The organism is Candidatus Methanoperedens sp. BLZ2, from assembly GCF_002487355.1.
In the GTDB taxonomy this organism is placed as follows: Archaea; Halobacteriota; Methanosarcinia; order Methanosarcinales; family Methanoperedenaceae; genus Methanoperedens.
Genome location: NZ_NTMG01000081.1, coordinates 1 through 26,323, shown reverse-complemented (window position 1 = coordinate 26,323; position 26,323 = coordinate 1). Strand labels below are relative to the sequence as shown.

Genomic DNA, 26,323 nt, shown 5'->3' with positions numbered 1-26,323 from the left:
TTAAGCCTCACTTTCTGGTTTATATTTTAAGATTGCTTCAATACATATAAAATCATATATATCATCAATTTCATAATTCTGCCATCTTTCTATAAAATACGGAATTGTCCTTTCTAGGTAGAATGTCTTATTTTTTTTCAGTGCAATAGTTAGTGCAAGATAAATTACTCCATACGGAAAATATACTTTTGGCAGCTGTTGTCTTTGATAGAGGTTCTTGCCAATCTCGATAAGTGGTTTTACATAACCGTTCTCTATTTTTTTGGTAATATGTGGGTTTTCCATATGAACTTCTCCAACACTCACCAATGACCCTGCATGATCAATATTTTCAATAAAAAGTTCAACTGCATTATCTATATCATTTTCTTTCCTGAGCGGTGAGGTAGGTTCCAATAATATAATTATATCAAAATATTCTTCTTTGCTCTCAAACCAATTTATTATATGCATTATTGCATCGATTGTCGGGGAATCGTCTTTTGCCAGCTCCTCTGGTCTTAATACTGGTACTTCAGCTCCGTATTTTCTCGATATTTCCGCTATTTCATTGTCTTCGGTACTTACAATTACTTTGTCGATGTACTTACTTTTTTTTGCCTTGTCAATCGTCCATGCGATCAAAGGTTTTCCAGCAAGCGATCTAATATTCTTTCCTGGAAGTCCTTTCGATCCCCCCCTCGCTGGAATAATTGCAATGATTTTTTTATTATTTATCATAATTTTCCTGATTTTAAGTTAATCTTCGAAATCCTGTGTGTGCAATAGGTCCATGAGGAAGACTTTTGAGCGTTCCTTTTTTTATGTATGGACCTAGATCATTAAGAGTATCATCAAGTGCCTCCAAATAATCATCCACATTCTCTTTTGTATGAGTATAGGTTGCATAGAAGGCTTTTGAGGTCAAAAATCCCTTATTGAGCATCTTTTCAACAATAATAGTATGTAATAATTGATTTTCTTTTGATTCTATCTCCCAGTGACCTAAGGGAGGTATTCCCGAAACGCTGATATCCAGATCATGCTCTATTCCCAATTTTTTCCAGCCATCCTGTACTAAATTTCCAATGTATATTAAATGAGAACTTACATCGCGTTCTTTATGTTTCCTCAATGTTGCAATTGCTGCAACAGGACCTATCTTATCTGTCCAATAAGTACTGCTAATAAAGGTTTTTTGCGTGGCACTCATGATTTCGGATTTCCCTATAATCGCTGCCATTGGATAACCATTTCCCAGAGCCTTGGCAAAAACAGCCACATCCGGCTCAACACCGAGCTTTGAATGAATTCCTCCATGTGTCATTCTTAAACAAGAGGTCACTTCGTCAAAAATAAGCGGAATCTCTTTTTCTATTGTTATTTGTCGAATCCCATCCAGAAATTCCTTATTCGGCCAGTGGTTTCTAACTGGTTCCATCACAACACCGGCGATTTGACCATCATATTGATCAACCAGGGATGTAAAACTATTTAAATCATTATAATAAAAAGGAATTGTAGTTTCCCTTAATCCTCTTGGTACACCTGCAGGTTCCAGTCCGGGCAACAATTGTCCATCAAGGGCAGTGGATTTGGCTAAATTTGCAGATAAATACCAGTCATGCCAGCCATGATATCCACAGAACAGGATTTTTTCTTTTCCAGTAGCAGCTCTACTGATTCTAACTGCCATCGCCATCGCCTCACCGCCAGTCCTGGCATACCGTACCATCTTGGCCCATGGATGAATTTTACAGAACAATTCCGCCAATTCCACTTCTTCAGGTACGTTGAGTGTGGACATATTGCCAGCCTTGATTGCTGTGATGACGGCTGCATCAACATCGGGATCCGAATGACCTAATGTACAGGCGCCAACTCCGGAGATTGACATGTCCAGATATCTATTTCCATCAAGGTCCCAAACATTTGAACCTTTTACCTTCGAATAGTAAGCTGGCCATTTATCAGGCAGAAACATTTCAGCTCTCTTTGAAAGAAGCTGGTTTCCTCCCGGAATGATTTTTTTGGCTCTTTCCCACAATTCGACACCTGAATTTTTTCTTTCAGTCATATTTTACATCCCATTTTCCTTATTGTTAAAGTCTGGCAAAAGCCATGTATACTTGCGCAAGAATTCTTTCCCTATTCTGCAGTTCATCCCGTATTTTGTACTGGATAACAATCTGCTATATTTCTTTTGTTGACAATTATCTTCTTCCGTATAATCAAGATTTCCTTTCAAACGGCCAAGCATTTCCAATACCAGATCATTGATTTCTTCCTGTGTATTATCGATTACTTTTATATTTGATGAGTCAAAAAGTCTGCCATCATAACAATATTTAAGCTGTGGTGCAAGTGCTTCTTTGAATGTCAAATAATGCCCCTCGATTGAAGACCAGTAAAGTTTTGGTATGAATATATCTTTTTCAGACCAGGGGAACTCTCCCAATGGTGTATAGTTTGCCAGTGCACAGGGTACCCCGAAATCAAAAGAAACAAGGAATAAACCTGATGTTGATCCCAGGAAAAAACGGCACTCTGCGCAGCAGAATATATCCATCCAATCGCTTCGGGCTTCACTGCGGGTATAGTCAATCACATGCCTCATAGAAGGAAGCGGTTTCATTGTCGGATCACCCATTCGAATGACCCACCCTCCGGATTCTACTATCGTTTTGACCGCCAGTAAATATGTATTGATATCCGCATCACGATAAGCATTAGCTGTGGCAACGTCCTTGCCCTTCAAAAAACCATCTTCCCTGACATGAAGGCAAACAAACCACGCCCCCCGCGGAACACCAAGATGTTCTAAACAATCCCATCCCCGCTCATGATGTGAACTTGATAAGACCAAAAGTGGTTGACGGCGTTCTTTTTCCCATTGTTTTTGTACTTCCACAATAGCGCGGTTTTTATGAACTATTTCCCCGTCAGGCATTTTTATGATTGCTGTATTGTACTGAACAAATGCTGCTAACAGGAAAAGATAGCGGGTGAATAAGGGATGATCGATCACACGGATATAACGCTTCCAATACTTTAAGAGGCATGGGTTCGAAATACCGTTCCTTGCTATAATGATACCTTTAGCTGATGGCCCCCAACCAAGCATCTCCATTTTCACATAGAGGTCAAACTGATGTGCCATTTCACCTATCTTGTTAGTACTACTATAGTACCATGTCAAGAAAACGATACCTCTTCTCCAGAAAAACGGACCAAGAACATGTGTGGCAACAAACATAGGGAAATGTCCTGATATATTTTTTGCATACCTTCCTACTCTAACAATAAAGTCTCCACACGTCACTTTTCCCCTCAGGACATCCTTAATAAACTCGATTTCATAATTCATAATATTATCTAACTACAATTTTAATAACGGATATCGATTCAGGGATGATTGGTGGGATTAATCCATGGCTGATGCAATAAACTCATATAATTTCTTTTGTGACCTGAGAAGTGGTGACACTAAATTATAGATATATCTGATAACAGTATATTTTCTTACACAATTATATCCCATTTTTATTGTACCTACCATAATTTTATTATAAAGTGTATAATTTTCAGGATAACATTCCCTTGTATTCACTCGTAAACGCGTGAAACAATTCCTGCAAATAACAAGAAAATAAATATTGAATGATGTTTGGTGCATATTTTTATATTCAGAAATATTATGACATATCGGGCATTTAATCTCAATTTTAAAAACATTTCCTTTATCAGGATTTTTAGATTCAATTTTCGAATTTGTTACTTTTCCAACTGTGAGATATTTATCTTCCCTCTGGCCAGTATATACAAAACCTTGAATTTCTTCAAATTTTTTATTGCTTATTTTAGTTAAGTTTACAATTGGAAAATTATTTCTCATATGTTCTAATTTATCTGCGATCAAACCATTAGCTATGGCATATCTATAAATTGGAGAATCCGGTATCGTATAGATCATACTTAAGTTTATTCCATATTCAGGATGGCTTTTCCACCAATCTATTGATTCTTTAGCAGTTTCTTCCGTTTCTTCGGGGTCACCAATTATTATATTTCCAATAATAGCAATCTTAGCATCGCGTGTCAGCTTAAGAGCATTTTCGATTTGAACTTTAGTAGTTCTCTTCCGCATACTTTTTAAAATTTTATCGCTAACACTTTCAATACCATAACTGATAGCAAACACACCTGAATCTTTAAGGGTTTTAAGCACTTTATCGTCTACATCTGCGACTCTCAATTGCGGAGACCAATTAATATTATACTTTTTGATTCGTTCTGCAAACTCATACATTCTTATTTTGTCTACGGAAAATAAGTCATCAAGGATAATCAACAAATTGACATTATACATTTCCACTAAATAATCAATTTCTTTAAAAACATTATCAAGCGTTCTTTGCCTGTATTTATTACCTAAAGGATGATAGCAAAAAGTGCAGCTGAACGGACATGATCTTGATGTCGATAAATAAGCTGGCCTTACTTCATCTAGAATTGTAAAGTGGTAAAGATCAGCAGGACTAAACAAGCTCACAAAATAATCATATTCAAACCCTTCGTAATCAAGAATGGGAAGTTTATCTAAATCAGAGATGGGGTCCCTTTTTTCTGTAAGGATTAAATCATTTTTTGAATCAAAATATGTTATTCCCCTCACATTATTAACATCTCTTCCATTACATAAAGCATCGGCAAGATCCGCCATTGTTTCTTCACCTTCACCAATGATTCCAAAATCAATTTGCATATTTTCCAGGGCCAGCCCTGGATCTGAAGTAATAATTGCTCCGCCTGCTACAGTGATAATTTCTGGTTTTATCTTTTTAGCAGCATCCAATACTTTATTGATTTGATTGAAATGTATAGACATTCCACCAGTACAAATAACATCAATCTGATTTTTATTAATGTATTCAGATAATTGTTGTTCAAGCGGAATGTCATAATGATTTGGATTTAGACAAAATACATTGTAACCTTTATGTTTCATATACGAAGAAACATACGCCAGGCCAAAATAAAACTCATATTTTTGTCCACGATTGACATATTTAGGAGCGACAAATAAAAAATTCATAACTATACCTCATATTTTTTTATTTTTCATAGATTTTTTGAGCTAATGATTCTTGCCATTGCAAAGTTAAACCACCATCTACAACAATAGTCTGACCAGTTATAAAGGACGATTTTGGACTACAAAGAAATTCTATGACCTGAGCAATCTCTTCTGCAGTTCCCATCCGGTTGAGTGGTATAATTTTCTTGTAAAAATCGTATACTTTTTCATTCTTAAGATAATAATCTCTTGATCTTTCTTTAATGATCGTCCCGGGTGAAATACCATTGACTCTGATCCCTTTTGGACCCAGATTTACCGCATAATAACGAATCATCTGGTCAATACCGGATTTCGCTACATGATAGCTTAACGGTTGATTTTCAACTACAAAATTAACAGCAGTTGAATTGGCGAGAACAATTGAATTATCACTTGCCCCGTCGAATTCAGTGGCTAATTGCTCGATGAGTATTTTAGTAGATGTCAGCGTTGTCTCAATATCCCCTACCCAGTCATCACCTTCACCCCTGTACCTTTGAAGACAAACCAGATGACCGAGGTTCCCATTTTGTCCAATGATTTCTGCCAATACCGATAGAAGTGCTTTTCTATCCAGTAAATCTACCGTCCAATAGTTAGTATTCGGAATAGAAATATCCGCATCTTCGGGTGGCTTTGAGCCAATAACAGATACAATATGCCCTTCTTCAGCGAGAATACGCACTAATGCACGCCCTATCCCTCTGGTCCCGCCAACAATTAGACTGTGTTTTTTTTTCATTATATCCTTCAAAATAATGAATTATAGTTTAATTCACTGAATTTTTTTAAATTATATGTTTTTGGATTTACATAAGCTTATGTACTGTTGCCCTCTACCAAAAGCGGAAATTAAACACATATATTTCGAATTTATTGCTTTGACAGTATAATCCTTGTTCTCAATAATTTCTTGAATTTCCTTTAAAGCGTTAATAATTTTCAGATCAGTGTCAACTAAATTCTTTTGCATCATTCCTATTATATCAATTAGTTTTTTTTCCGCATCAGAATCATCATATTTTACTGAATTATATACCTCTAACATTGCTTGTTTGCATAAGTTCAATAGTTCTTCATTTCTTTCTTTTTCCCGGTCAGGAGTTATCACTTGATAATGAATTAAATTGTGCTTCCTCATATCAAATTGATCTATTAAATGTTGATTAAACTCTTTTGGAGTAAGCGGCAGTTCCTTATACCACCTATAATCTGTAAAAATGTTTGGTGAGGTATGGTATATAAAATATTTGTCACCTAAAAACATTGCGCATTTTTTTAAAGAAAAATCGTAATTAAAGTGTGCAAATCCAAATAAACTGTCCGCACACCAATCTTCTTTGAGCCTGTTAAATCCTGAAAGTGTATCAAGATGACTGCCGAAAGCATTAATTGCCACTTGAATTTTTTCATCAAAACCATTTAAATCTTTTGTCAATTTATGTGCAAAAAAAATTCTGATAATTTCAAAAAACATTGAGATTTCATCCGCACATGTTATGACAAGTACCCCCTCATCTTTTAATAGACTATCTAATTTTGTAAGTATCTGTTCTTTATTTTTCAGTCCAGGAATCATTCCTTCACAAAGAACTATGTCAAATTGTTCATCTGGAAAGAAATCTTCAATCCTTTTATTTACAATTTCAATTTTAGAATTATACTGTTCATTAAATAGACTTTTAATGTGCAATACCCCGGTTGGATTTGGTTCCACAAGCACATACTTTGAAGGATTCCATTGAACATTCACAAAAGAGTTAAATCCACTACCGGGGCCAACCTCTAAGACCTTTTTGCCAGTAAAGCTTGATGGCAACAGTCCCAATGTTCTATATAAAGAAGCCCTCCTGAGAATATGACTTTTTATATCAAAAATATTTTGTCTCACAGGTGAAATATTATGCTTAGTATAGTGTTCAAGATAATCGTTTTTACTATAAGAACTTTCATACATTAATATCACTCCTTGAGTATATGATAGAACGGTCGGGTCTTAGCATCTTTTTCTTTCCCATTCAAGCTCCTATTAGTTTAACTAAATAACCTTCATTATCGGCAATGGTATAACAAAATGACCACCTTGCTCAAGATATGCCTGATGCTGTTTCATGATTGGCCCGGCATATCTCCAGGCCAGAATTAGCACATAATCAGGTTTTTTTTCATATATAACATCAGATGGTAATACTGGAATGTGATAACCCGGGCTAAATGTGTTTTGTTTTGCCGGATTATCATCAACAATATAATCGATCATCTCACTTAGACCGAAATGATATAATAACGTCGTAGATGTTGCTGAGCCACCATAACCCACAATAGATTTTCCATCTGCTTTAAATTCAAGCAACTTAGAAACCAGTTGATTCTTTAATTCGTCTATTTTTTTGGAAAAAGCGTCATAAGTTTTCATGGAATAAAGATCATTTTGATCTTCATATTCTTCCATATAAGCTACAGACGATGAAATCGGCCTTGACCCTCCGCTTAGTTGAATATAATAACGTAGAGAGCCTCCTTTAGTTGGTATTCGTTCAATATCGAACAATTCCATATTAAAACGACGGAAAAATGTTATCAGGGGCTTTACAGAAAAATAAGACAGATGTTCATGATAAATAAAGTCGAAAATCATGTTTTTGATAATATCACCCAGATAAGAAGATTCAATAACTAAAACTCCGTCCGGTGCAAGAAGTTTGTGGATTCCTTCCGTAAATTCATCCAGATCATCAATATTAGCAAATAGATTATTGACTGTAATTATCGTAGCATGACCATATTCATTTCCGATTTTATCGGCCAATTTAGTTGTAAAGAACTCTGGAAGTGTCTCAATTCCGGATAATGTAGCTTTTTTGGCAATATCTTTCGATGGTTCAATTCCCAATACGCGCATACCCTTCAGTTTAAAAAAATTTAACAATGTTCCATCATTACTGCCAATGTCGACGACTAACGAATTCTTCGCTGGTTTTATCCGGTATAATAGTTCCTCTGCGGATTCTTTGAAGTGATCCGATAATCCCATAGAACTCGTAGTTACATATAAATAATCTCGATAAATGGTTTCAGGATCAACCACATAAGGTAAATAAACATAGCCACAATCAAGACACATAAAAAGTTCAAGTGGATATGTTTCCTGGATTATGCCAGCTCGATCCCTGGACACATATGCGTCGCACAGTGCGGTTGGAGTAAGAGGCAGAACCATTTTTAAATTATTCCCTCCGCAAAGTCTACATGTTTCACGTTTGTATACAGATTTATTCATTATTAGTACCTCTGAATTTTCAAAACAGTTATTTATTAATCTCCTTCTTTGTCTTTTGATATAAAGCTGATAGCAGAATCTGCGAGTTTAGTCCTGAATTTTCTTGTTGCATTGTAGTCTTCTTCATCAGGTGACCATGCAGGGAAGACTGTGTCAGATTTCCTGAATGGTCCAGTTGTTACTTCATGAAATACCAGAAATTCTGACCGAATTATCATTGAATGATAATATGAATCAGACATTCGTAGATAGAACTTCTTTCCGGATAAATAATCCCCCATCTGGATAACATTTATGATATCTCCATCATCTTTAAATATAATTATATCAACCAATCCTTCGATAATATGCAGGGATTCATCTTTATTCAAATGCTTATGCGGCCTGACGTATGTATCATTGGTATGTACAATAAACATCTCATGAAGATTATTTTCAATACTCTTATGAGCACAAAATCTAATGCGTTTCCTTTTATTACTTTTAGACCTGTTCTTTAAGTTTTCAATTTCACTGCGTTCAATCTTCACAATAGAATCAATCGCTAAAAAGACTTCTTCGTTTAGCTTATCGAACCGCATGTTGAAATCCTATATCTTAGATTCTTCTATTAAACGTTTCCAAAAATGAGGGAGTAATTCGCTTGGGGGGAGAACAGAAATAAATTTGCCACCTTTTTTTATGAATTCCGGATGTTTTGAAATTGCTTTTTCTTCTGATTCTGTATTTACTGCCAATAGACATAAATCTATTGAATATTTCTCTAATGCATCTCCTGATAATATCGGTAAATTCGAACCTGGCACAAATAAACCCTGTTTTTCTTGTTGGTCATCCACGATGAATTCTATATACGGTCCAAGGCCAACAAAGTTAATTAGAGAATTTACCCGGGCGCCAGCACCATAAACAGCCACTTTCCCGCCAGCAGTTTTATGATCGTCCAAATATTTAATAAATGCATTGCGAAATTTTGGCCATGATTTACTATAATTAATTGCTTTTGCTCGCAGCGCCTCCATATAATCTTTTGGTGGCTCTAAAGGGATGTCTACTTTTTTTCCAATAACAATTAATGCCTCTCCGCTAAAAAGTATTTTTTCACTATGAATAATCTTAATTCCAGAATATGCTAAAAACCGGGTAAGTGTTTCTAACGTAAAATAATTGACATGCTCTTCCCAGAGGGTATAATCAAGTGTATCAAGACTGCAGTTAAAGTTCGGCACTTCAAAAACCACAAAACCACCAGGAGAAAGGACAACATCCATTGCATCATGAAAATCTTTCAAATCATTAATATGTTCAAGCATTTGTCTGGATATAAATAAATCACAATGGCCATAATTTTCTACAAATCCTTCAGCCGTTTTTTTATTAAAATAAGATGGAATGGTTATTACACCTTTCTGACCGGCAGCTATCTGAGCATCATGTGCTGGTTCCATCCCAATAATTTTTTTATAACCATGTTCTTTAAGAACTTGCAGAAAACGACCGTCATTACTGCCAACTTCCAGTATGGTGGATGTTTTTTTTATATCATTTAACTCCTCGATTATCCGGGCAAGGCGGGGAATATGAGGTTGATGTTTCCAGGAACTGAGGCAAACATAATTTTCATACAGTAAATCAGGGGGAATTGGATTTATTAGCTGAATATGCCCGCATGTTTCACAGAAATAAAGAGTCACCGGGTGAACATATTCATCATTGGATGGCGTCTTTAAATAATCATGGGCTATAGGGTGCGCGCCAAAATCTATTAGCTTATATAGTTGTTTGCCTTCGCATAAATTACAGGAGTTCATGATTATCTCCTTTTTGATCATTCAAAATAGATAAATTCATAATCGCCAGTGTATCCAAAATGTTTATAAATCCATATCCATTCGGCAGTATCGAAAAATGATTCACATGTCAATGCCCAGCATTGAAAATTGAATAGCTCCTGTTCATTCCGATAACTCTCTACCATGATGTATTTATTCTTACCTACCCGTTCGATTTCCTTTATAGCTGTTTCAAGTTCGAAAATTCGCAGATTGTGTAAACACCCAAGAGAGAGAACTAAATCAAAATAGCCATCACCCCATGGATAGCGATCCTGGGCACGATAGCGAAATAAATCTCCCCGAATCTCCTCTTTCGCATCGGCCAGACCATGCCTGGATATATCGAATCCAACTATTGTTGCATCAAACAGGAGTTGTTTTAATTCATACAACAAAAAAGCTTTTCCACATCCCACATCCAATATCTTTGCATCTGCCTTGAGATCATAAATTTCAATTAACTGCTGCGCAACTTTCTTCCACCTGTCGTCAATGTACTTATAACCGCCATATCCATAGCGCCGGTCTCCATCCCAATAATCAAACTCATATTCTTTTGCTTTCATCATGCAATGGACTTTATCATCAATCATCCTCTCAAGATAATTACGCCTGGTCATCTTATGCAGTGGTGTGAAAATATTTAACAATTTACCCATATTACTTTACCTGTTTGTCTTTCAATTTAATTAAATTTATTACTTCTCTGATGATATCCTCTTTTGCTATACCAGAATGAGTTTTCAATTCCTGGTGCGTACCATAATATGAACAGAAAATGTCATTTAAACCTATCCGTTTAAATTTGATTTGGGATTCGCTTTCCTCAAGGATAACAGATGCTATACTGCTTCCGACACCTCCTTCCAGATTATGTTCTTCTATTGTAATTATTGCGCCAGTTTCTCTGGCTGCCTTGAGTATAATATCTTTATCCAGTGGCTTAATAGTGTGAATATTAATTACTCTGGTTGATATACCTTTTAGTTCTAATTCTTTAGCTGCCATCAAAGTGTCATAAACTATAGAACCGGTGGCAATTAAAGTAACATCATCCCCATGTTTAAGTTCCACACCCTTTCCAAAAGTAAATTCATAATTCTCATCATATATTTTTGGCTCACCTGCGGTACCTATTCGGAAATATACCGGTCCTTTTATTTCTGCTATCGCGTATGTTGCCATTTTAGATTCTATTGGATCAGCAGGTGAAACTATTTTCATATTTGGAAGTGTTTTCATTATTGCGATATCTTCAATAGCATGATGTGTGGGACCCAGAGTACTATAAACAAGCCCTGCTCCAACTCCCACGATCTTAACATTGCTATTTTGTAAACATACATCTACTCTTATTTGTTCGTAGGTTCTTGCAGTGATAAAGGGGGTTATTGTATAGGTAAATGGAATTTTTCCACAGGATGCCAGACCAGCAGCAATACCGATCATATTTTGTTCGGCAACACCAACATTTACAAATCGGTCCGGGAAATCGGACTTAAATTTATCAAAGACAATTGCGCCTATGTCTGCATTTAACGACATAACCTGTTTATTCCTTTTTGCGATATCGTATAAAGCAGATATATAAGCATTTCTCATTTTAATGCCTCCTCAAATTCCTTTCTATCTAAGCCCAATTCTTTTAAGGCAATTTCAATTTCTTCTCTGTTATTTGGAATGCGGTAATGCCATAGTGGAACGTTTTCCATAAAGGAAATACCTTTACCTTTAACCGTATGTGCTATAAGAACACTTGGTTTATTATTTGTATAAGGAAGGGATGCCAGATTTTCAATGATCTTAGAAATATTATGCCCATCGACCTCCTTTACGCCCCAACCAAATGCTTTCCATCTATCATTGAACGGTTCTAATGAAAGAATTTCATTGGTTTTGCCAAGTGATTGAAGCATGTTATAATCAACTACTGCAACAAGATTATCCAATTTATGATGCGAGGCAAATGCTGCAGCTTCCCAAACACTTCCCTCCTGGCATTCACCATCACTAAGCAGCACAAATACTTTATAATTTTTATTATCTATTTTTCCGGCAAGTGCGATACCTGAGCCAAATGACAGACCGTGCCCCAACGAACCTGTTGAAACCTCAATACCTGGAATTGAGTGGGCTTCAGGATGAGCTCCCAAAATACCATCTTTTTGACAGAAGGTGTCTAATAATTTTTCTTCAATAATATCCTTTTTAGCCAATATTGAATATAATGCTGAACTTGCATGACCTTTGCTTAAAATAAATCTATCTCTGTTCTCATCATTAAGATTATTTTTATCAATATTTAATATTTTAAAATATAACGCAACCAGTATTTCTACACATGAAAAGGACGGAGCGATATGACCGCTACCAGCACGATAACTCATAAGGAATATTTTTTTCCTGATATTTTTCGCAATTTCTTCTAATTCCATATATTTTCCTCTTCTAAATCAGAAATATATCATACAAATCCTATATGTTCTTTATCTGCTTCCAGATATTCCAGCACAATTTTATTTTTTTCATTTGCAACACAGTGATGAAGGCAATGTATGGAAGGATTAATTTTGAAAAACTTATCTTTATTAGCAAACCAAAAATCTTTATATCTTATGTCTTTTATAGATCCAATCAACCCGGATTCGAAATTATAAGCTTTATCCTGACAGGAATAAACATTTTGATCTGCCCCGATGACATGAAGGATCTGAAGATATGGGCACCATGTATGTTTCTTCTCAAATGTTTCTAATTGTTCATGATATGAATCGAAAATCTCAAAATTGTCGTCTTTAAGTTCACTTGAAGCTTTATTGATCTGCTCCTTGACAACAGCAAATATGGCTTCATGATACTTATTATTTTCTTTTGCACTATTACTTACGACGCAGGGAGCGATTTTAACGCTATCCACTCCAATATCTTTTAGTTTCTTGATAATATCGTAGATGTGTGAATAATTCATTTTATCAATGATGACAACAACACCGAGAAGACACTTACCCTTTATTTGCTTGAAATTTTCGATATTTTTAAGAACTTTTGTGAATTCACCGTGTTGTACACCTCTATATTTAGAATAACTTTCATCATCCCAACCATCCATGGAAATTCGTACCCAGGTTCCGTGATGAGCGAAAATTTCAGCTATTTCTCCTGTTAATCCTGATCCATTTGTTAAAGCAGCAAACTTAATAGGAGTCCTGGACAGCTTCTTCACAGTTTCTAATAAATAAGGATACCGGAATGGATCGCCGCCTCCGCTAAAAGTAATTGCCTTTACCCCCATCTCCTCTATATCATCAATTATCTCCATCATTTTTTGTTTGGGGATGTAATCTTTTTTTACCATATCTGCACCCAGTTGCAAGTTATCTGTCCTATATGCACAATACCGACAATTATGATTGCAAACATTAGTAGGCTTAATCCTTATATGAATCGGGGCCATTATATTTTCCGTGTTTTTAGGTAGGCTTTCGATTTTTTCTGGAAAGTGGAATATTTTCATCTTAGTATATAATAAATCCATACAAACCTTCTTTTTATTCTTTATTTATCATATTTCTACATATTATAATTTCTAAATAAAATTCACATGCTCTACAGGATGCTTTAATTCCCATAAATATTTGTTTATCTTGTCCATTCTGCAGTTCACCCTGCATTGGGAAGTATCAAGTTCTGAATTTACCCATTGTAACGATGTTTTCCTTTTTTCACCAGTCCATATAGCCTCAAAAGTATTATCATTTATATTTCCATAATAAAAATTTTCGTTACCAAGGAAACAACTACAACCCCACACATTTCCTCCTGCGTCAATATAAGACCAGAATGGAAGCGCAAGACATTGTTCATATTCGTGTTTTCCTTCATCCCATTTATTCATTGTGTCCATGCGGAATATTACATTAAATTTTTTATCATTGAATTTTTCAAGTGCGCAGGCCAGATGTGAATAATCGCTGTATTTTACATTCTTATATGCTGTGCTCTTACCTAAAAGATGCTGTGAATATGGTTTTACTACCAGATAATCAAGCCCAATATCTTTAGCCTTTTCTGCCAATAATTCTACCTCCTGCCAGTTATCCGGCAAAAGTAAAAGTTGCATTCCGATTGCGGTTTTATGGCCATTTTCAGCTCTTACCCCGACTGCATAACGCAGATTATCAACAACACGGTCAAAATCATTGGGATTTGTTCCATGTATTTTTGAATATGTTTCTTTTGTTCCTGCATTGATACTTATCTTTATCCATTCAATGCTGCCAAGAGTTTTATCAACAAGTTTCTTATTCAAAAGTACCCCATTTGTTGTGACAGCTACATCAATACCTGCCTTTTTAGTACAAAGTATTATATCACCGATTTCCTTATGCAGCAATGGCTCCCCCTCTCCTGCATACATAATACTCTTTAATCCAAGAGATCCCATCTCAAAAAGCCGCTCTTCAAGAATTTCCTTATCCAGGAACCTTGGTTTGTATTCCATGAAATCCAGACCACAAAAAACACACCTGTGATTACATGCGCCTGTGGGGGATATCTCAGCATAGATCGGATAGATGTTCTCCCCTTCCAGCCAATCATTTACCCTATTAACGTGATATACCAGTTTATGACTGTCAATGTTATATTTATCCATATTACTTCTCAGCAGTTATTATGTCTGCAATACAGTGGCAAAGTATTGAATGAGCTAATTCAACATATCCATAAGAATCGGATGGGACATAAAAGTTAATCATACCTTCTGACCGCAGAGAATTATTTTCTTTAAATCCTGACATCGTAATGGTCATACATCCTTTATTTTTAGCTGTGATTAAGCCGTTTATGATATTTTTCGACATTCCAGAGCTGCTTATAGCAATAAGAACATCTCCTTTATCTGCGAACATTTCTATTGGCTTTTCGAAAACATGTTCATAACCAAAATCATTAGAAATACATGTAAGCAACGCTGAATCACTGTAAGTGGTTGCCCTTATTCCCGCATTCTTCCACAGATCGATAGCAAGATGATTTGCAATTGATGCACTGCCGCCGTTCCCGATTATTATGACCTTATTGCCTTGTTTTGACTGTTCGGTTATGGTTCTGACAGCTGTTTCAATACTGCTATTTAATTCAATATTAGTATTAATATAATCAGTGATTTGAATGTTCAGCAATATCTCTTTAAGTTCGTTTATGTAATCTTTCAAATTCAATCGTATCATATTTCTCTCTTTAATTCTCACTTCATCATGGTATTAATAAATTCTAATAACTCATATTTTTCAACAGCTTTTTTATTACCTGTTATCTGAACTTTTAATGCCCCCACAGTATTTCCTATAAAGGAAATAAAATCTAAAGGCAACCCCTTTGCAAAACATGGTGCAGCAAAGGCAAAAAAGGCATCTCCTGCCCCCACTGTATCTATGACCCTGGTTGAAAATATCGGCGTTCTTTTTATTATACCATCTCTATTAATACCTATTGATCCCTTTTTACCCAGCGTTATGATAAGGCAATCAGCATTTAATGTTCTTAATAATTTTATAGCAATATCATCTATGGTGCCAAATCTATCCTGAGTCGCAAGCCTTGCTTCAGGTTCATCGAGACACACAAAATTTGGGTCCCGGTATTTTGTTATCATATTATAACCTACATTAGCTGAATTTGTTTGTGTATTAACCGCAAGCATTTTTGAAAGTGAGCCAATGACCTCAATTATTTTATTCGTAATGAAACCATGTCCAAAATCAGAAACCAACACAAGATCATATCCAGATAAGTTCGTTCTTAGATAATTAATAACATTAGATTCACAATCATCGTCAATATAATTATTATCAAGATAATTAATTTCAAATAATTTCTGGTTTAGATACTGGTTGATGTATCTTTTTTTACAGATGGTGGGAGCATCAGTCCTATAAAAGAATTTTGTAGTAATGTTTGGTTTAAGATTGTTAATAATGAACTCTTCTCTTGAATTCCCCTCCCCCAACAAAGTCACCAACTGGACATTATCACATAACCCGGCAAGATTATTTGCTATTATAAATGCTCCTCCTGCAAAAACTTCATGATTAATATATCTATTTACGATAAGGGGTGATTTTGCAGACCTTCCCATAGATTCGCAATAGTGATATTCATCAATAATCCCTTCGCCAATAATGAGAACTTTTAATTTTTTTAGCTGATTTAGTTTTTCAACAATCTCATTAAAACTATATTTGCTGGAGAAATCTTTCAAATATCCCTTTGTTTCATCCGGATATATATCTAAAAAATCATTAATTATTTGCGATGAACTAAAAGAAAAACCTCTTGTTTCATAAATTTTGCTTTTTTCAAAATAAAAATCTTTTTGTTCCTTAAATATTGAATCATAAATTTTGGTACCAAGTTCTTTGTACGCACGACCTTTTGCAAAAATATCTGGTTTGATATGTCTTATACAATCAAATGGCATTTCATCATCTACAAGACAGACATAATCTACCTGCTCTAAAGAAGCAACAGTTTCTAACCGGAAATTTTCAGGGAAAATCGGTCTCCCTGCCCCTCGCCTAACATCCTTATCTTTGATAACCGTGACTATGAGAATATCTCCCTGCTCTTTTGCTTCATTAAGATGTTTAATGATACCAGGATGAATGAGGTCAAAAATGCCATGGCTCTGGACAACGGTTTTCCCCTCTTTCTTCAGGCTCTCCACTTTCGAGATGAGTTCGTTTAAGAATAATACCTTATTATGTTTGGTCATTTAATTACAACTTATATTTATGGTGATTTAATTTGAATGTTTTCATTTTTAGAACTCAAAGATTATTTTAAGTAATCGTTTATTAGTTTCGTTGATGAGAAAACTATCTCCTGGGTGAATCTTATTGTTGCACCAATTTCTTTTATTACTTCATATTCCTTTTGAATTTTTCCAGTTTTATCTTCCAGTTTTTCAAATTCCTGTCCTTTAACGTAAATATCAGGTCCCAAAAGTCTCAATGTTTCTTCCGCGGTCGGCCATTTATTGATGGCAACATAATCTACACATTCCAATGCAGCTATCGATTCTGCTCTAAGATCCTGGTTAAAGACTGGTCTGCCAGGCCCTTTATCAACATAGATATCAGGAGTGAGGGTAACTACAAGAATATCACCCATTTTCTTAGATGCCTGAAAATATTTAATATGACCTATATGCATGAGGTCAAAACATCCATGACAATGAACTATTTTTCTCCCACTGGATTTTAAAGTCCGGATTTTTTTAGCCAGGTCCTCCATATCAAGTATCTTCATATTTTGTTTATTGCCCTCCAGAGTGCTGGAATAGTAACTTCATGTTTACCTTTTATATATAAACTCTCTCCACCATCTGCTACTGTCCTGACAAGCAAGGTTTTCCATGGCCTGAAATAGTAAGAAGGATTATCTTTGCCGGGTTCCTTATCGAATCTTTCAGGAAGATCATGAAGATCACAGACCAGCGTCGTGAACTGCTTAATAGATCTTCCATGCTGTATTGCAACATTTCTTGCCATACTCAGGGCTTTTAAAAAAACCTCAGGAGACATAACAGCACTGCCAAAATTCATAACTACTCCACCTTCTAAATTTTCTACAATTTTTGCGAAATATAAAAAATCACGATATGAAGTTGCTCCAGTAGCTGCTCCATCGCAATTCGGGTGTTCATGGATGATATCATAACCTATCCCTACATGTACCGTAACGGGTATTCCTAACCTGTAACCTGCAGCCAGCAAGCTGATGTCCTTATATGGAAAATCCCCTTCAAATATGGCTCTTCCAACGGCTTCCCCCATTCCAATACCTTTTTTATAGCCTTCATTTATATAATCATTAATTTGTCCTGTTTCTTTCCACAACCCGAATTGTCCGTCCTGTATATATCTGGCTACGCTTTCAGTCGTTGCACCGATAAGTGCAAATTCATAATCATGGATCATCCCGGCACCATTCATAGCCAGACATGATATAAAGCCTTTTTCCATCAGGTCGATCAGATATTTTTGAACACCTGCCCGAATAACATGTCCCCCCATCATTAAGATTGCAGAGGATCGGTTGTGTTTGGCACTAACTATGCGCCCTGCAATCTTTTCAAATTTTTCATCTATATCATTTTTAGTGGGATCCAATTCACTTATCGTTGAAATTTGTAAATCATGCTGCCTATCAGATAAAGATTTTATCTTTATATTTGCTCTATTAAACGAAGGAGGTCTTGCCATAAATCTAACTACGGTAGGGATAAAATATACTCAACAGCATTATATAAATCATTTGCAACATAATCACAAATAATTTCATTCTCTTTTGATTGCCCTGAATTGTATCCGGTTCTCACCAATATAGTTTTACATTCCGCTCTTTTCCCCGCTTCTATGTCACTCATCCTATCCCCAACCATAAAAGATTGTTTCAAATCTATATTCAATTCTTTTTCCGCTCTTTTCAACATTCCTGGCCTGGGTTTCCTGCAATCGCAATTTACCCGGTATCTTTCTATTTTTGCTTCCGGATGGTGAGGGCAATAATAAATTGTGTCTATATGAGATCCAGTTTCAGCCAGTTTTTTTTCCATTGCCTTATTAAATATAGCTGTATCTTCTTCCGGGTAATATCCACGGGCAATGCCCGACTGATTCGAAACAATAATAACTGCGTAATTGTTTTTATTTAATATCCTTATGGCATCCGGAGATCGCGGAATAAATTCAAGTTCATCTACTTTATGTGCATAATATGGTGGTTCTTGTGTTAGCACGCCATCTCTATCAAGAAATACTGCTTTCTTCATTTTTTCGACTTTTCCCAATCCTTTAAAAACTTTTCCAATCCAATATCGGTTAATGGATGCTTGAACATCTTTTCAATGACTCCAAATGGAATAGTAGCCACATGTGCACCGGCTTTAGCTGATTCTATGACGTGTAAAGGATGTCTGATGCTCGCTACGATAATCTCAGTTTTAAAATCATATAAATTATATATCTGCATCAGATCATGTATTATTTGCATACCATCATGTCCGATATCGTCCAGTCTTCCTATAAAAGGGCTAACATAAGTAGCTCCCGCTTTGGCAGCCAGGAGTGCCTGATTTACTGAAAAAACCAGCGTTACATTGGTCTTAACATCATTCTCATTCAATATCTTAACAGCCTTTAATCCCTCCGGGATCATTGGTATTTTAACCACGATATTTTCCGACCAGTTAGACATCTCAAGCGCTTCTTTAATCATTCCTTCTGAATCAGTACTTATTACTTCAACGCTGATGGGGCCATCAACTATACCAAGAATCTCATTTATTAGCGCCCTCAAATCCTTTCCCTCCTTTGCAACCAGTGTCGGATTGGTAGTTACGCCATCAACAACTCCCCATTCATTAGCCGTGTTTATTTCTTCAATATTTGCAGTATCTATAAAAATCTTCATATTTTATCACCTATATTCTGGTTTTTAATCATATCCATTTAGGCCATGCCACATTCATCTGCGTCATTATTTCCTTCAACTCTTCATAAATCTTCCTATCAAACTTCAACACCAAAACCCCATACACTATAGCACCCAGCACAACCGGAACCAGTACGAGCCACACATTCGATATCGGCACCAATATTCGATACACCCCCACAGACAGCGACATCCCGACAGATGCCTTTAAAATATTCATCAAACTCCCGGACTCCGCTCTGACCGTTAGCATCTTTGACAATACCCACATTGCCAGAATTGCATTAAATATCATAGTAACAAGTGTAGCAATCGCAGCCCCGGAAATACCAATTAAAGGAATTAATGCTGCGTTCAATGCAATGTTCGCAGCAACTGCCACTACAGTGATCTTGAACAGATCTTTCAGATGGTCCAGTGCGGTCAGATATGTTGTGAAAAAATATTGAAAAATATTTACGATTTGCACAAGAAATAATACCACCATTGTCATGTAACCACGCTCAAATTCCGCTCCATAAAAATAATACAGGAGTTTATCACCCAGTAAAACCCCACCTGCAAACATTGGTATTGCCAGAGCAAGTGAGTACGTAAATGCACGCGAGAGCGATTCTTCTATTAATCCGGTTTCACCAGTTTTTCCCCACCTGCTAACCCTGGGATATAGTGTTGAACGAAGTGCTATAGTTGTAAATGCTGCCAGTGATGTGAACTGCAGCACTATCCTGTACACACCTACCTCCGCATTATTAAGATAGTAACCTATCATAACCGTATCTGATGTTGAAAACACGGTCATTCCACCTGAGATTAAAAATATCCACAATGAAAATTTTGAAAGGCTTTTAAAGTGCCTTAACTTAAAACGGACAAAATGCAAGTCAAAAAAACGCAGCTGCACTATGAGTCCAGCTAACATACCCACAATAAATCCACCAATAAGGCCTGCAACACCAAAACCCAGGAAAATTGCGATGACCTGAACAATAATGCGTGAAATATTTTCTATGAAACCAGCAGTTGCACTGATCCCTATTTTTCCGCGGCCTTGTATACCGCCTGAAACAGCCCCTGCAAATTGTGATACGATCAGCGCTATTAAAAGCCAGATAAATATTCCAGTATTGTTAAGATCAAAAAAATAACTGCGAAATGCAATTAGCACAACTAAAATCACTGTCATAAAAACAGAGCGAAGTACAACAAACGCACTGAAATACGCATCCTGCTCTTCTCCCTCGCTGATACGTTTGATCGCAGCTCCGCCAAATCCACCGTCAGTAACCAGATAAATGATGCTAAGATATGCAAGAAACAGGAAGTATCCACCCAGAACACCTGCACCTACAGCGTGAGCGAAGTACATTGTACTTAAAAAACCAATGAATGTAAGTGCAATCTGCCAGATAAGCGACACTATACTCTGCCGCTGGACTGCACCTATGCTCATAATGCGCGAGAAGAAGGTATTTAATTTGAACATAATTCGTGTGATATCGTTGTGTGTATAAAAGATTGCAGCATTCCCAATTCCGCTTTTACCATAAATATATCCAATTTTGTCAGCTTGTTCAGAAGATTATTGTCCAACATACGATTTTCCGATGATTTCTTCCAGAATCTCTAAATCATTAGAATAACCCTCCTCTCCTTTCCTTTTTTTGATATATTCAAGACCTGACAATGTTTTTTCTTTTGGTAAACCAAATTTATCGGCAAGCTTTAAGTACAATTCATACAGCTTTTCGAGAGTCAAATGATAGCCTGGTACGATTCGCCACTGCACCAAACCACATTGCCTGCAGTAGGGAAATGAGAATAATTCTCCCGTTATATATATCCTATGAAAAGTATCAATTTCATGAGATCTGCATTCAATGCACATCCTTGTTCCATGCTCTCTGATATGGTCCGATAATTTTTTCTTCGTAGTCACTGCTATTTACCTCACATCCAGATTATTGTAGTAATAATATATGGATGGTCACTGGGAGGATGGAGGGAACCAATGATATATACTTAATTTTATGTAAATCATAAATTCATCTTAAAGCCTCAGCGATGTTTCTCTATCCAATTTCATTTCAACCCATTTCATTTCAACCCTCTATTACAAGAGGTATTTTCTAATTTTTTTCAATCTAGCCATTACTAATTCGGCCATGACAAATTCGCTAGCTCCATAATGTCCTTTAATTCAATATATATTTTTCTATCAGTCCTGATTATTATTATCACATTGATTTCAAAGTACTCGCCTTGCCAGTATTGCATTAAAAACCAACAGAAAAGTAAAAACATTCTGCAAGACAAACGAGAGATTACCCTGTCGCTGTATTTCCCCAGTTCCCAGGATACGAGACAGAAACGTTTTTCGGTTAGATATTGGCAGTTATTTCATATCTCCGGCCACCATCATCCTGACCAGTTCCTCAAACCCAACTTTAGCCTCCCACCCAAGCTTTTCCCTGGCTTTTGAAGGATCCCCCATCAATATATCCACCTCAGTCGGCCTGAAATAGCGCCGATCTATCTCTATTAAAATATCTCCGGTCGCCGAATTCACACCAACCTCATCCACACCAATTCCTTTCCATTCAAGCTTAATACCAACCTCCCTGAATGCAAGTTCACTGAATTCCCTCACAGAATGCGTCTTTCCCGTTGCGATAACAAAATCATCAGGCTCATCCTGCTGGAGCATGAGCCACATGGCTTCCACATAATCCCTGGCAAATCCCCAATCTCTTTTTGCATCCAGATTTCCAAGATATAATTTTTTCTGTACTCCTTTTTTTATTCTGGCTACCGCCATCGTGATCTTCCTGGTAACGAATGTCTCGCCGCGGATCGGGGATTCATGGTTGAAAAGGATTCCATTGCATGCGAACATGCCATACGCTTCCCTGTAGTTTTTGGTGATCCAGTATGCATATAACTTGGCAGCAGCATAAGGGCTTCTTGGATAGAATGGTGTTGTCTCTTTTTGCGGGATTTCCTGGACTTTTCCATAAAGTTCGCTTGTTGAAGCCTGGTAGAATTTTGTTTTCTTTTCCAATCCAAGTATCCTTATAGCTTCAAGAAGCCTCAATGTTCCGACTGCATCCGAATTTGCAGTGTATTCAGGAGTTTCAAATGAGACCTGCACATGGCTCTGTGCTGCAAGATTATATATCTCATCAGGCCGGGTTTCCTGAACAATTCTGATCAGGTTTGTTGAATCAGTCAAATCCCCGTAATGCATGAAGAAATTCACATTTCTCTCATGTGGATCTTTGTATAAATGGTCTATCCGCTCTGTATTAAAAGATGATGATCTTCTTTTTATTCCGTGAACAATATACCCCTTGTTCAGCAGGAATTCTGCAAGATATGCACCATCCTGTCCTGTAATGCCAGTTATTAAAGCTGTTTTATTCATGTTCGGTCCCTTAAAAAGCTGCTTCGATTTAAAAACTAATATACTTTATTTATTAAAAATATTTCGCTGATTTTTTGTTGATGTTAATCCATGACATTAGAAACAATTATTATTCCACCCGCTTTTACAGGGGCGAGGAATCTTATTGAATGCAGCAGTATTTGCGGTAGAAAATATTCCACTCATCAAGAAAGGCGATGATATAGCCCGTATTCTGATACAGAGAGCCCAGCTCAGTGAACACGATATCATTGCCATTTCTTCTACTGTTGTTTCCAAATCCGAAGGAAGAGTAATTTCCCTGAAAAACGTGAACCCAACAGAAAGGGCAAAGCTTATAGCTCTGAATAATAAAACCGAGCCGCAGTTTGTCCAGGCTGTGCTTGATGAAAGCGTTGAAATATTGCTTGAGTCCCCTTTTCTTCTTGCTCGTATGAAGAATGGCAGTATATGCGTCAATGCAGGAATTGACCATTCAAATGTAGAAGGTAGCGATAATATACTTTTGCTGCCAGAGGACCCTGATAAGAGCGCATCTGACCTGAAAAAATCATTATTTAATTACACTGGCAAGAATATCAGTGTGATCATCACTGATACCAACGGCAGGGCTTTCCGTATAGGACAGACAGGTGCAGCCATTGGATGCGCCGGGATTAAACCGACACGGGACTGGCGCGGTACAAAAGACCTGTTCGGCAGGGTCCTTGAAGTAAAGAATGAAGGCATTGTGGATGAAATAGCAGGTTTCACTAATATATTGATGGGTGAAGGTAATGGCGGTTTACCGATAGTTGTTATCAGGGGTCTTGACCTTTATAGTGAATCTGACGGGATAAAAGAACTATACAGGCCTGAAAACGAAGATGTAATACGTAAGGCGATCCTTAAATCCCGGTCAGTTTGAACTGTTTGAGCTCTTTTTTGACTTCAAAGAATTCTCTTGCAATATTTCCAACTTTTTCCCGGTATTGCGCAGGTGTGAAAACACCGAGACGCCAGTTGTCAAGCTGCGCTTTCCCAAGCGATGCCACAAGATTTGAGGCTTTATCAATGCCAATCATTTTACCGTTAATGATAACCTGGGCTTTCATTTCAGCGATAACGGGTTTCTCAGGAATATCCACAAGCACATATCCAGGATCAATGCCTGCACTTTGCGCTATTTCATTTTCGATTCTCTTTGTGTTTTTTCGGATATTTGTGACATCAATGTTCACAGAATGAAAATCAGTATATAGCGCCCGCTTAAAAAGCCGCCTTTCATCCAGCCTGTTTACTATCTCGGATGCGTAACCTCCTGCTCTTTTCATTTCCATCATGAAGGTGCAATCATCCATTCTACTCAATAATTTCGGGTCAAGTCCATTCTCTATCATATATTGCGCCGCATGATGGCACATGGATTCCGCAATCCTGCTGACATGATGGAAATATACGGTAGGATGCATCAGGAATCTTGATACAAGCAGGGATTCTGCTGCCTGCAATCCTGCGATATTAAGAACCAGTTTATTTTCATTGAATTTCATTTCATGGATCAATCTTACATGGTCAATAAGCCCAAAAGCCACGCCAGTATAATGGGCGTCCCGCACAAGATAATCCATCCTGTCCACATCAATTTCGCTGTGTATTATCTGTCCGGGATTTGTTTCTCCCCTGATATGCCGGGCAATTGCTGAAGGGGATAGGGAATAACCTTTGAGTATATCGGAAATTTCTCCTTTTCGCAATAATTCTTCTATATCTTCATGGCTTTTTCTTGTATAGCGCGAGATCACTTCTTCAGTAGCATGGGAAAAAGGCCCATGGCCGATGTCATGGAGCAGCGCTGCTGCCAGGAGTTCATTACGCTGCTGCTCATCCACCTGTTTTATAAGTTGTTTTGCAAGGTGATAAACGCCGAGTGAATGCTCAAAACGCGTATGGTTTGCACCGGGGTAAACAAGATTGGAGAAGCCCAGCTGCCTGATCCTGCGAAGTCTCTGTATCTGCGGAGTTTCGATCAAAGAAAGCGCAAGGTCGTCGAGTTCGATATAATCATGTATCGGGTCGCGAATTACTTTCATAAATTATTTTACCTTCCCTTGATGCATATCGTCCGATAGTGCCGGGAATCTTTTGGTCGCGTTCATATTCTTCTCTTGTGAGAATGATAATATCAAATGCATATTTTAATTCAGTCAGTACCCGAAGCATTTCAATCATTAATTTTCTGCGTTTTTCTTTTATGGGAGATATTACTAAAAGGTCAATGTCGCTTCTGCTGTCGGCTGTCCCGCGCGCCTGCGAGCCGAAAAGTATTATCTTCTCCGGGTGGAATTTTTCCACGAGGCGGCGTGCGGCTTCGTTAAGAACTTCCTGACTTATCAAGATATCGCCTCTGCATTAATGATTTTTGAGCTACCAGTCAGGGAAATTAACCGCAGATGAACGCAGATGAACGCAGATATTTGTTTAACGATTTTATTGGGATAGAAAACGGATTGAGCAAATGACACGGATACGCACGGATTGAGAATATCTGTAAAAATCCGCCCGATCCGTGACATCCGCGTTCCAAACCGCTCTTTCAGAATTTTCTCATACAATGCACGAAGGGGGGGATTTTCCTCTGTGAGCTCAAAAAGGGATTTCTGTCTCTCGATGCCGCTTCGTTTTCGCACAGCATCGATGATGGTGCGGGGGTCGATGCGTTCATGGACGTGGAGCGAGACCGTGGGGATTTCGAAGGATGTATGTTCGGCTTTACCAGCCCATACAAGCGCAGGGTCAAGATGCGGGTCGTATGCGTAGTTCTTTTTTGCGCCTTCCCTGTCTGTTTCTGGAGTTACAAGTCCGACTGGCGGGTTATTGCAACGTTCTTTTCCCTTGTGGTCGTATTGTTCGATGGGTTTCTTTTCGGTTCTCGTGGTTTTGGACATTCTGAATATATCTATTATTGTAGATGAAGTATTAAATATATTCTCTTTTATTCATATCCATACGCAGCTACAAAATCTGAAATATTTAAAAAGCGCAAACATTAGAGATTATATAAAGACTTGACATCTCCAGGTTATGGAACTTATTAAATCTTCTTCCACGAAGAAACCACAGAGCGCACAGAGGACACAGAGAAACATTAACTCTGCCGAATAAGAAGGAAAGATTGCTCTCTCCCCCTCTTCTCAGAACGGCACGTG

27 protein-coding genes are annotated in these 26,323 nt (G+C 37.1%); 1 reads left to right on the top strand and 26 read right to left on the bottom strand.

Annotated elements, in window-relative coordinates; genetic code table 11:
- The 23 genes from CL181_RS16895 to gmd form a co-directional block, all read right to left on the bottom strand.
- Positions 1–720, bottom strand: coding sequence for a cytidylyltransferase domain-containing protein (locus tag CL181_RS16895; RefSeq protein WP_097300501.1), 720 nt, complete (start codon positions 718–720; stop codon positions 1–3).
- Between the two features lie 13 nt (positions 721–733).
- The gene (locus CL181_RS16890) at positions 734–2,056 is read right to left on the bottom strand and encodes an aminotransferase class III-fold pyridoxal phosphate-dependent enzyme (RefSeq protein ID WP_097300500.1); all 1,323 of its coding nucleotides are present in this window, start codon (positions 2,054–2,056) and stop codon (positions 734–736) included.
- A 3-nt stretch (positions 2,057–2,059) separates the two neighbouring features.
- Positions 2,060–3,346 (bottom strand): TIGR04372 family glycosyltransferase, encoded by a 1,287-nt coding sequence (locus CL181_RS16885; protein WP_097300499.1) that lies wholly within the window; start codon positions 3,344–3,346, stop codon positions 2,060–2,062.
- Between the two features lie 57 nt (positions 3,347–3,403).
- Complete coding sequence (locus CL181_RS16880; RefSeq protein ID WP_097300498.1) at positions 3,404–5,074, bottom strand: B12-binding domain-containing radical SAM protein; 1,671 nt, start codon at positions 5,072–5,074, stop codon at positions 3,404–3,406.
- A gap of 19 nt (positions 5,075–5,093) precedes the next feature.
- Positions 5,094–5,840 carry an SDR family NAD(P)-dependent oxidoreductase gene (locus CL181_RS16875; RefSeq protein WP_097300497.1) on the bottom strand — a complete coding sequence of 249 codons (747 nt, stop codon included), beginning with the start codon at positions 5,838–5,840 and terminating at the stop codon, positions 5,094–5,096.
- A 51-nt stretch (positions 5,841–5,891) separates the two neighbouring features.
- The gene (locus CL181_RS16870; RefSeq protein WP_097300496.1) at positions 5,892–7,055 is read right to left on the bottom strand and encodes a bifunctional 2-polyprenyl-6-hydroxyphenol methylase/3-demethylubiquinol 3-O-methyltransferase UbiG; all 1,164 of its coding nucleotides are present in this window, start codon (positions 7,053–7,055) and stop codon (positions 5,892–5,894) included.
- An 81-nt stretch (positions 7,056–7,136) separates the two neighbouring features.
- Positions 7,137–8,378 (bottom strand): class I SAM-dependent methyltransferase, encoded by a 1,242-nt coding sequence (locus tag CL181_RS16865; RefSeq protein ID WP_097300495.1) that lies wholly within the window; start codon positions 8,376–8,378, stop codon positions 7,137–7,139.
- A gap of 35 nt (positions 8,379–8,413) precedes the next feature.
- Complete coding sequence (locus tag CL181_RS16860; RefSeq protein ID WP_097300494.1) at positions 8,414–8,959, bottom strand: WbuC family cupin fold metalloprotein; 546 nt, start codon at positions 8,957–8,959, stop codon at positions 8,414–8,416.
- 9 nt (positions 8,960–8,968) lie between these two features.
- Positions 8,969–10,189 carry a class I SAM-dependent methyltransferase gene (locus tag CL181_RS16855; protein WP_176505290.1) on the bottom strand — a complete coding sequence of 407 codons (1,221 nt, stop codon included), beginning with the start codon at positions 10,187–10,189 and terminating at the stop codon, positions 8,969–8,971.
- Between the two features lie 17 nt (positions 10,190–10,206).
- The gene (locus CL181_RS16850) at positions 10,207–10,872 is read right to left on the bottom strand and encodes a class I SAM-dependent methyltransferase (RefSeq protein WP_097300492.1); all 666 of its coding nucleotides are present in this window, start codon (positions 10,870–10,872) and stop codon (positions 10,207–10,209) included.
- Position 10,873: 1 nt separating this feature from the next.
- A complete protein-coding gene (locus CL181_RS16845) occupies positions 10,874–11,815 on the bottom strand; it encodes a transketolase family protein (protein ID WP_097300491.1) in 942 nt (313 codons plus the stop codon).
- Positions 11,812–12,648, bottom strand: a complete 837-nt coding sequence (locus CL181_RS16840) for a transketolase (RefSeq protein WP_097300490.1) — start codon at positions 12,646–12,648, stop codon at positions 11,812–11,814. The genes CL181_RS16845 and CL181_RS16840 overlap by 4 nt, the downstream gene beginning before the upstream one ends.
- Positions 12,649–12,677: 29 nt before the next feature.
- On the bottom strand, positions 12,678–13,748 hold the full coding sequence (locus tag CL181_RS16835) for a radical SAM protein (protein WP_097300489.1): 1,071 nt from the start codon (positions 13,746–13,748) through the stop codon (positions 12,678–12,680).
- A gap of 51 nt (positions 13,749–13,799) precedes the next feature.
- Complete coding sequence (locus CL181_RS16830) at positions 13,800–14,867, bottom strand: radical SAM protein (protein WP_097300488.1); 1,068 nt, start codon at positions 14,865–14,867, stop codon at positions 13,800–13,802.
- Position 14,868: 1 nt separating this feature from the next.
- Positions 14,869–15,444, bottom strand: a complete 576-nt coding sequence (locus CL181_RS16825; protein WP_097300487.1) for an SIS domain-containing protein — start codon at positions 15,442–15,444, stop codon at positions 14,869–14,871.
- A gap of 17 nt (positions 15,445–15,461) precedes the next feature.
- Entirely contained in the window at positions 15,462–16,988 is a 1,527-nt protein-coding gene (locus CL181_RS16820) for a PfkB family carbohydrate kinase (protein WP_097300486.1), read from the bottom strand.
- 62 nt (positions 16,989–17,050) lie between these two features.
- Positions 17,051–17,524, bottom strand: a complete 474-nt coding sequence (locus CL181_RS16815; RefSeq protein ID WP_097300485.1) for an adenylyltransferase/cytidyltransferase family protein — start codon at positions 17,522–17,524, stop codon at positions 17,051–17,053.
- Positions 17,521–18,480: a hypothetical protein gene (locus CL181_RS16810; protein ID WP_097300484.1), complete on the bottom strand. Its 960-nt coding sequence runs from the start codon at positions 18,478–18,480 to the stop codon at positions 17,521–17,523. The genes CL181_RS16815 and CL181_RS16810 overlap by 4 nt, the downstream gene beginning before the upstream one ends.
- Before the next feature lie 8 nt (positions 18,481–18,488).
- Positions 18,489–19,049 (bottom strand): D-glycero-beta-D-manno-heptose 1,7-bisphosphate 7-phosphatase, encoded by a 561-nt coding sequence (gene gmhB / locus CL181_RS16805; protein ID WP_097300483.1) that lies wholly within the window; start codon positions 19,047–19,049, stop codon positions 18,489–18,491.
- A complete protein-coding gene (fsa, locus tag CL181_RS16800; protein ID WP_097300482.1) occupies positions 19,046–19,690 on the bottom strand; it encodes a fructose-6-phosphate aldolase in 645 nt (214 codons plus the stop codon). Before fsa ends, gmhB begins: the two co-directional genes overlap by 4 nt.
- Positions 19,691–19,718: 28 nt before the next feature.
- Positions 19,719–21,197, bottom strand: a complete 1,479-nt coding sequence (locus CL181_RS16795; protein WP_097300481.1) for a flippase — start codon at positions 21,195–21,197, stop codon at positions 19,719–19,721.
- Between the two features lie 96 nt (positions 21,198–21,293).
- Positions 21,294–21,470, bottom strand: coding sequence for a hypothetical protein (locus tag CL181_RS20960; RefSeq protein ID WP_217993208.1), 177 nt, complete (start codon positions 21,468–21,470; stop codon positions 21,294–21,296).
- A gap of 636 nt (positions 21,471–22,106) precedes the next feature.
- Positions 22,107–23,135 carry a GDP-mannose 4,6-dehydratase gene (gene gmd, locus CL181_RS16785; RefSeq protein WP_097300479.1) on the bottom strand — a complete coding sequence of 343 codons (1,029 nt, stop codon included), beginning with the start codon at positions 23,133–23,135 and terminating at the stop codon, positions 22,107–22,109.
- A 145-nt stretch (positions 23,136–23,280) separates the two neighbouring features.
- Here gmd and CL181_RS16780 point away from each other — a divergent pair, with 145 nt between their 5' ends.
- Positions 23,281–24,042 carry a coenzyme F420-0:L-glutamate ligase gene (locus CL181_RS16780; protein ID WP_097300478.1) on the top strand — a complete coding sequence of 254 codons (762 nt, stop codon included), beginning with the start codon at positions 23,281–23,283 and terminating at the stop codon, positions 24,040–24,042.
- Here the strand turns inward: CL181_RS16780 and CL181_RS16775 are convergent.
- From CL181_RS16775 to CL181_RS20955, 3 genes are read right to left on the bottom strand one after another with little or no spacing between them, the layout of a single operon-like run.
- Positions 24,023–25,207: an HD domain-containing protein gene (locus CL181_RS16775; RefSeq protein ID WP_097300477.1), complete on the bottom strand. Its 1,185-nt coding sequence runs from the start codon at positions 25,205–25,207 to the stop codon at positions 24,023–24,025. The two genes, CL181_RS16780 and CL181_RS16775, sit on opposite strands and share 20 nt — an antisense overlap.
- Complete coding sequence (locus CL181_RS16770; RefSeq protein ID WP_176505289.1) at positions 25,179–25,511, bottom strand: nucleotidyltransferase domain-containing protein; 333 nt, start codon at positions 25,509–25,511, stop codon at positions 25,179–25,181. Before CL181_RS16770 ends, CL181_RS16775 begins: the two co-directional genes overlap by 29 nt.
- Positions 25,508–26,062, bottom strand: coding sequence for a hypothetical protein (locus CL181_RS20955; protein ID WP_217993207.1), 555 nt, complete (start codon positions 26,060–26,062; stop codon positions 25,508–25,510). The genes CL181_RS16770 and CL181_RS20955 overlap by 4 nt, the downstream gene beginning before the upstream one ends.
- Between the last annotated feature and the right edge of the window lie 261 nt (positions 26,063–26,323).

Bases quoted from the DNA above. Each gene is read 5' to 3' on its own strand.
- CL181_RS16895 (WP_097300501.1), bottom strand. From the start codon at position 720: ATGATAAATAATAAAAAAATCATTGCAATTATTCCAGCGAGGGGGGGA.
- CL181_RS16825 (WP_097300487.1), bottom strand. From the start codon at position 15,444: ATGATACGATTGAATTTGAAAGATTACATAAACGAACTTAAAGAGATA.
- CL181_RS16875 (WP_097300497.1), bottom strand. From the start codon at position 5,840: ATGAAAAAAAAACACAGTCTAATTGTTGGCGGGACCAGAGGGATAGGG.
- CL181_RS16865 (WP_097300495.1), bottom strand. From the start codon at position 8,378: ATGAATAAATCTGTATACAAACGTGAAACATGTAGACTTTGCGGAGGG.
- CL181_RS16870 (WP_097300496.1), bottom strand. From the start codon at position 7,055: ATGTATGAAAGTTCTTATAGTAAAAACGATTATCTTGAACACTATACT.
- CL181_RS16840 (WP_097300490.1), bottom strand. From the start codon at position 12,648: ATGGAATTAGAAGAAATTGCGAAAAATATCAGGAAAAAAATATTCCTT.
- CL181_RS16830 (WP_097300488.1), bottom strand. From the start codon at position 14,867: ATGGATAAATATAACATTGACAGTCATAAACTGGTATATCACGTTAAT.
- CL181_RS16815 (WP_097300485.1), bottom strand. From the start codon at position 17,524: ATGAAGATACTTGATATGGAGGACCTGGCTAAAAAAATCCGGACTTTA.
- CL181_RS16835 (WP_097300489.1), bottom strand. From the start codon at position 13,748: ATGGATTTATTATATACTAAGATGAAAATATTCCACTTTCCAGAAAAA.
- fsa (WP_097300482.1), bottom strand. From the start codon at position 19,690: ATGAAGATTTTTATAGATACTGCAAATATTGAAGAAATAAACACGGCT.
- CL181_RS16860 (WP_097300494.1), bottom strand. From the start codon at position 8,959: ATGCGGTTCGATAAGCTAAACGAAGAAGTCTTTTTAGCGATTGATTCT.
- CL181_RS16880 (WP_097300498.1), bottom strand. From the start codon at position 5,074: ATGAATTTTTTATTTGTCGCTCCTAAATATGTCAATCGTGGACAAAAA.
- CL181_RS16795 (WP_097300481.1), bottom strand. From the start codon at position 21,197: ATGTTCAAATTAAATACCTTCTTCTCGCGCATTATGAGCATAGGTGCA.
- gmhB (WP_097300483.1), bottom strand. From the start codon at position 19,049: ATGAAGAAAGCAGTATTTCTTGATAGAGATGGCGTGCTAACACAAGAA.
- gmd (WP_097300479.1), bottom strand. From the start codon at position 23,135: ATGAATAAAACAGCTTTAATAACTGGCATTACAGGACAGGATGGTGCA.
- CL181_RS16775 (WP_097300477.1), bottom strand. From the start codon at position 25,207: ATGAAAGTAATTCGCGACCCGATACATGATTATATCGAACTCGACGAC.
- CL181_RS16845 (WP_097300491.1), bottom strand. From the start codon at position 11,815: ATGAGAAATGCTTATATATCTGCTTTATACGATATCGCAAAAAGGAAT.
- CL181_RS16810 (WP_097300484.1), bottom strand. From the start codon at position 18,480: ATGGCAAGACCTCCTTCGTTTAATAGAGCAAATATAAAGATAAAATCT.
- CL181_RS16820 (WP_097300486.1), bottom strand. From the start codon at position 16,988: ATGACCAAACATAATAAGGTATTATTCTTAAACGAACTCATCTCGAAA.
- CL181_RS20955 (WP_217993207.1), bottom strand. From the start codon at position 26,062: ATGTCCAAAACCACGAGAACCGAAAAGAAACCCATCGAACAATACGAC.
- CL181_RS16855 (WP_176505290.1), bottom strand. From the start codon at position 10,189: ATGAACTCCTGTAATTTATGCGAAGGCAAACAACTATATAAGCTAATA.
- CL181_RS16885 (WP_097300499.1), bottom strand. From the start codon at position 3,346: ATGAATTATGAAATCGAGTTTATTAAGGATGTCCTGAGGGGAAAAGTG.
- CL181_RS16850 (WP_097300492.1), bottom strand. From the start codon at position 10,872: ATGGGTAAATTGTTAAATATTTTCACACCACTGCATAAGATGACCAGG.
- CL181_RS16890 (WP_097300500.1), bottom strand. From the start codon at position 2,056: ATGACTGAAAGAAAAAATTCAGGTGTCGAATTGTGGGAAAGAGCCAAA.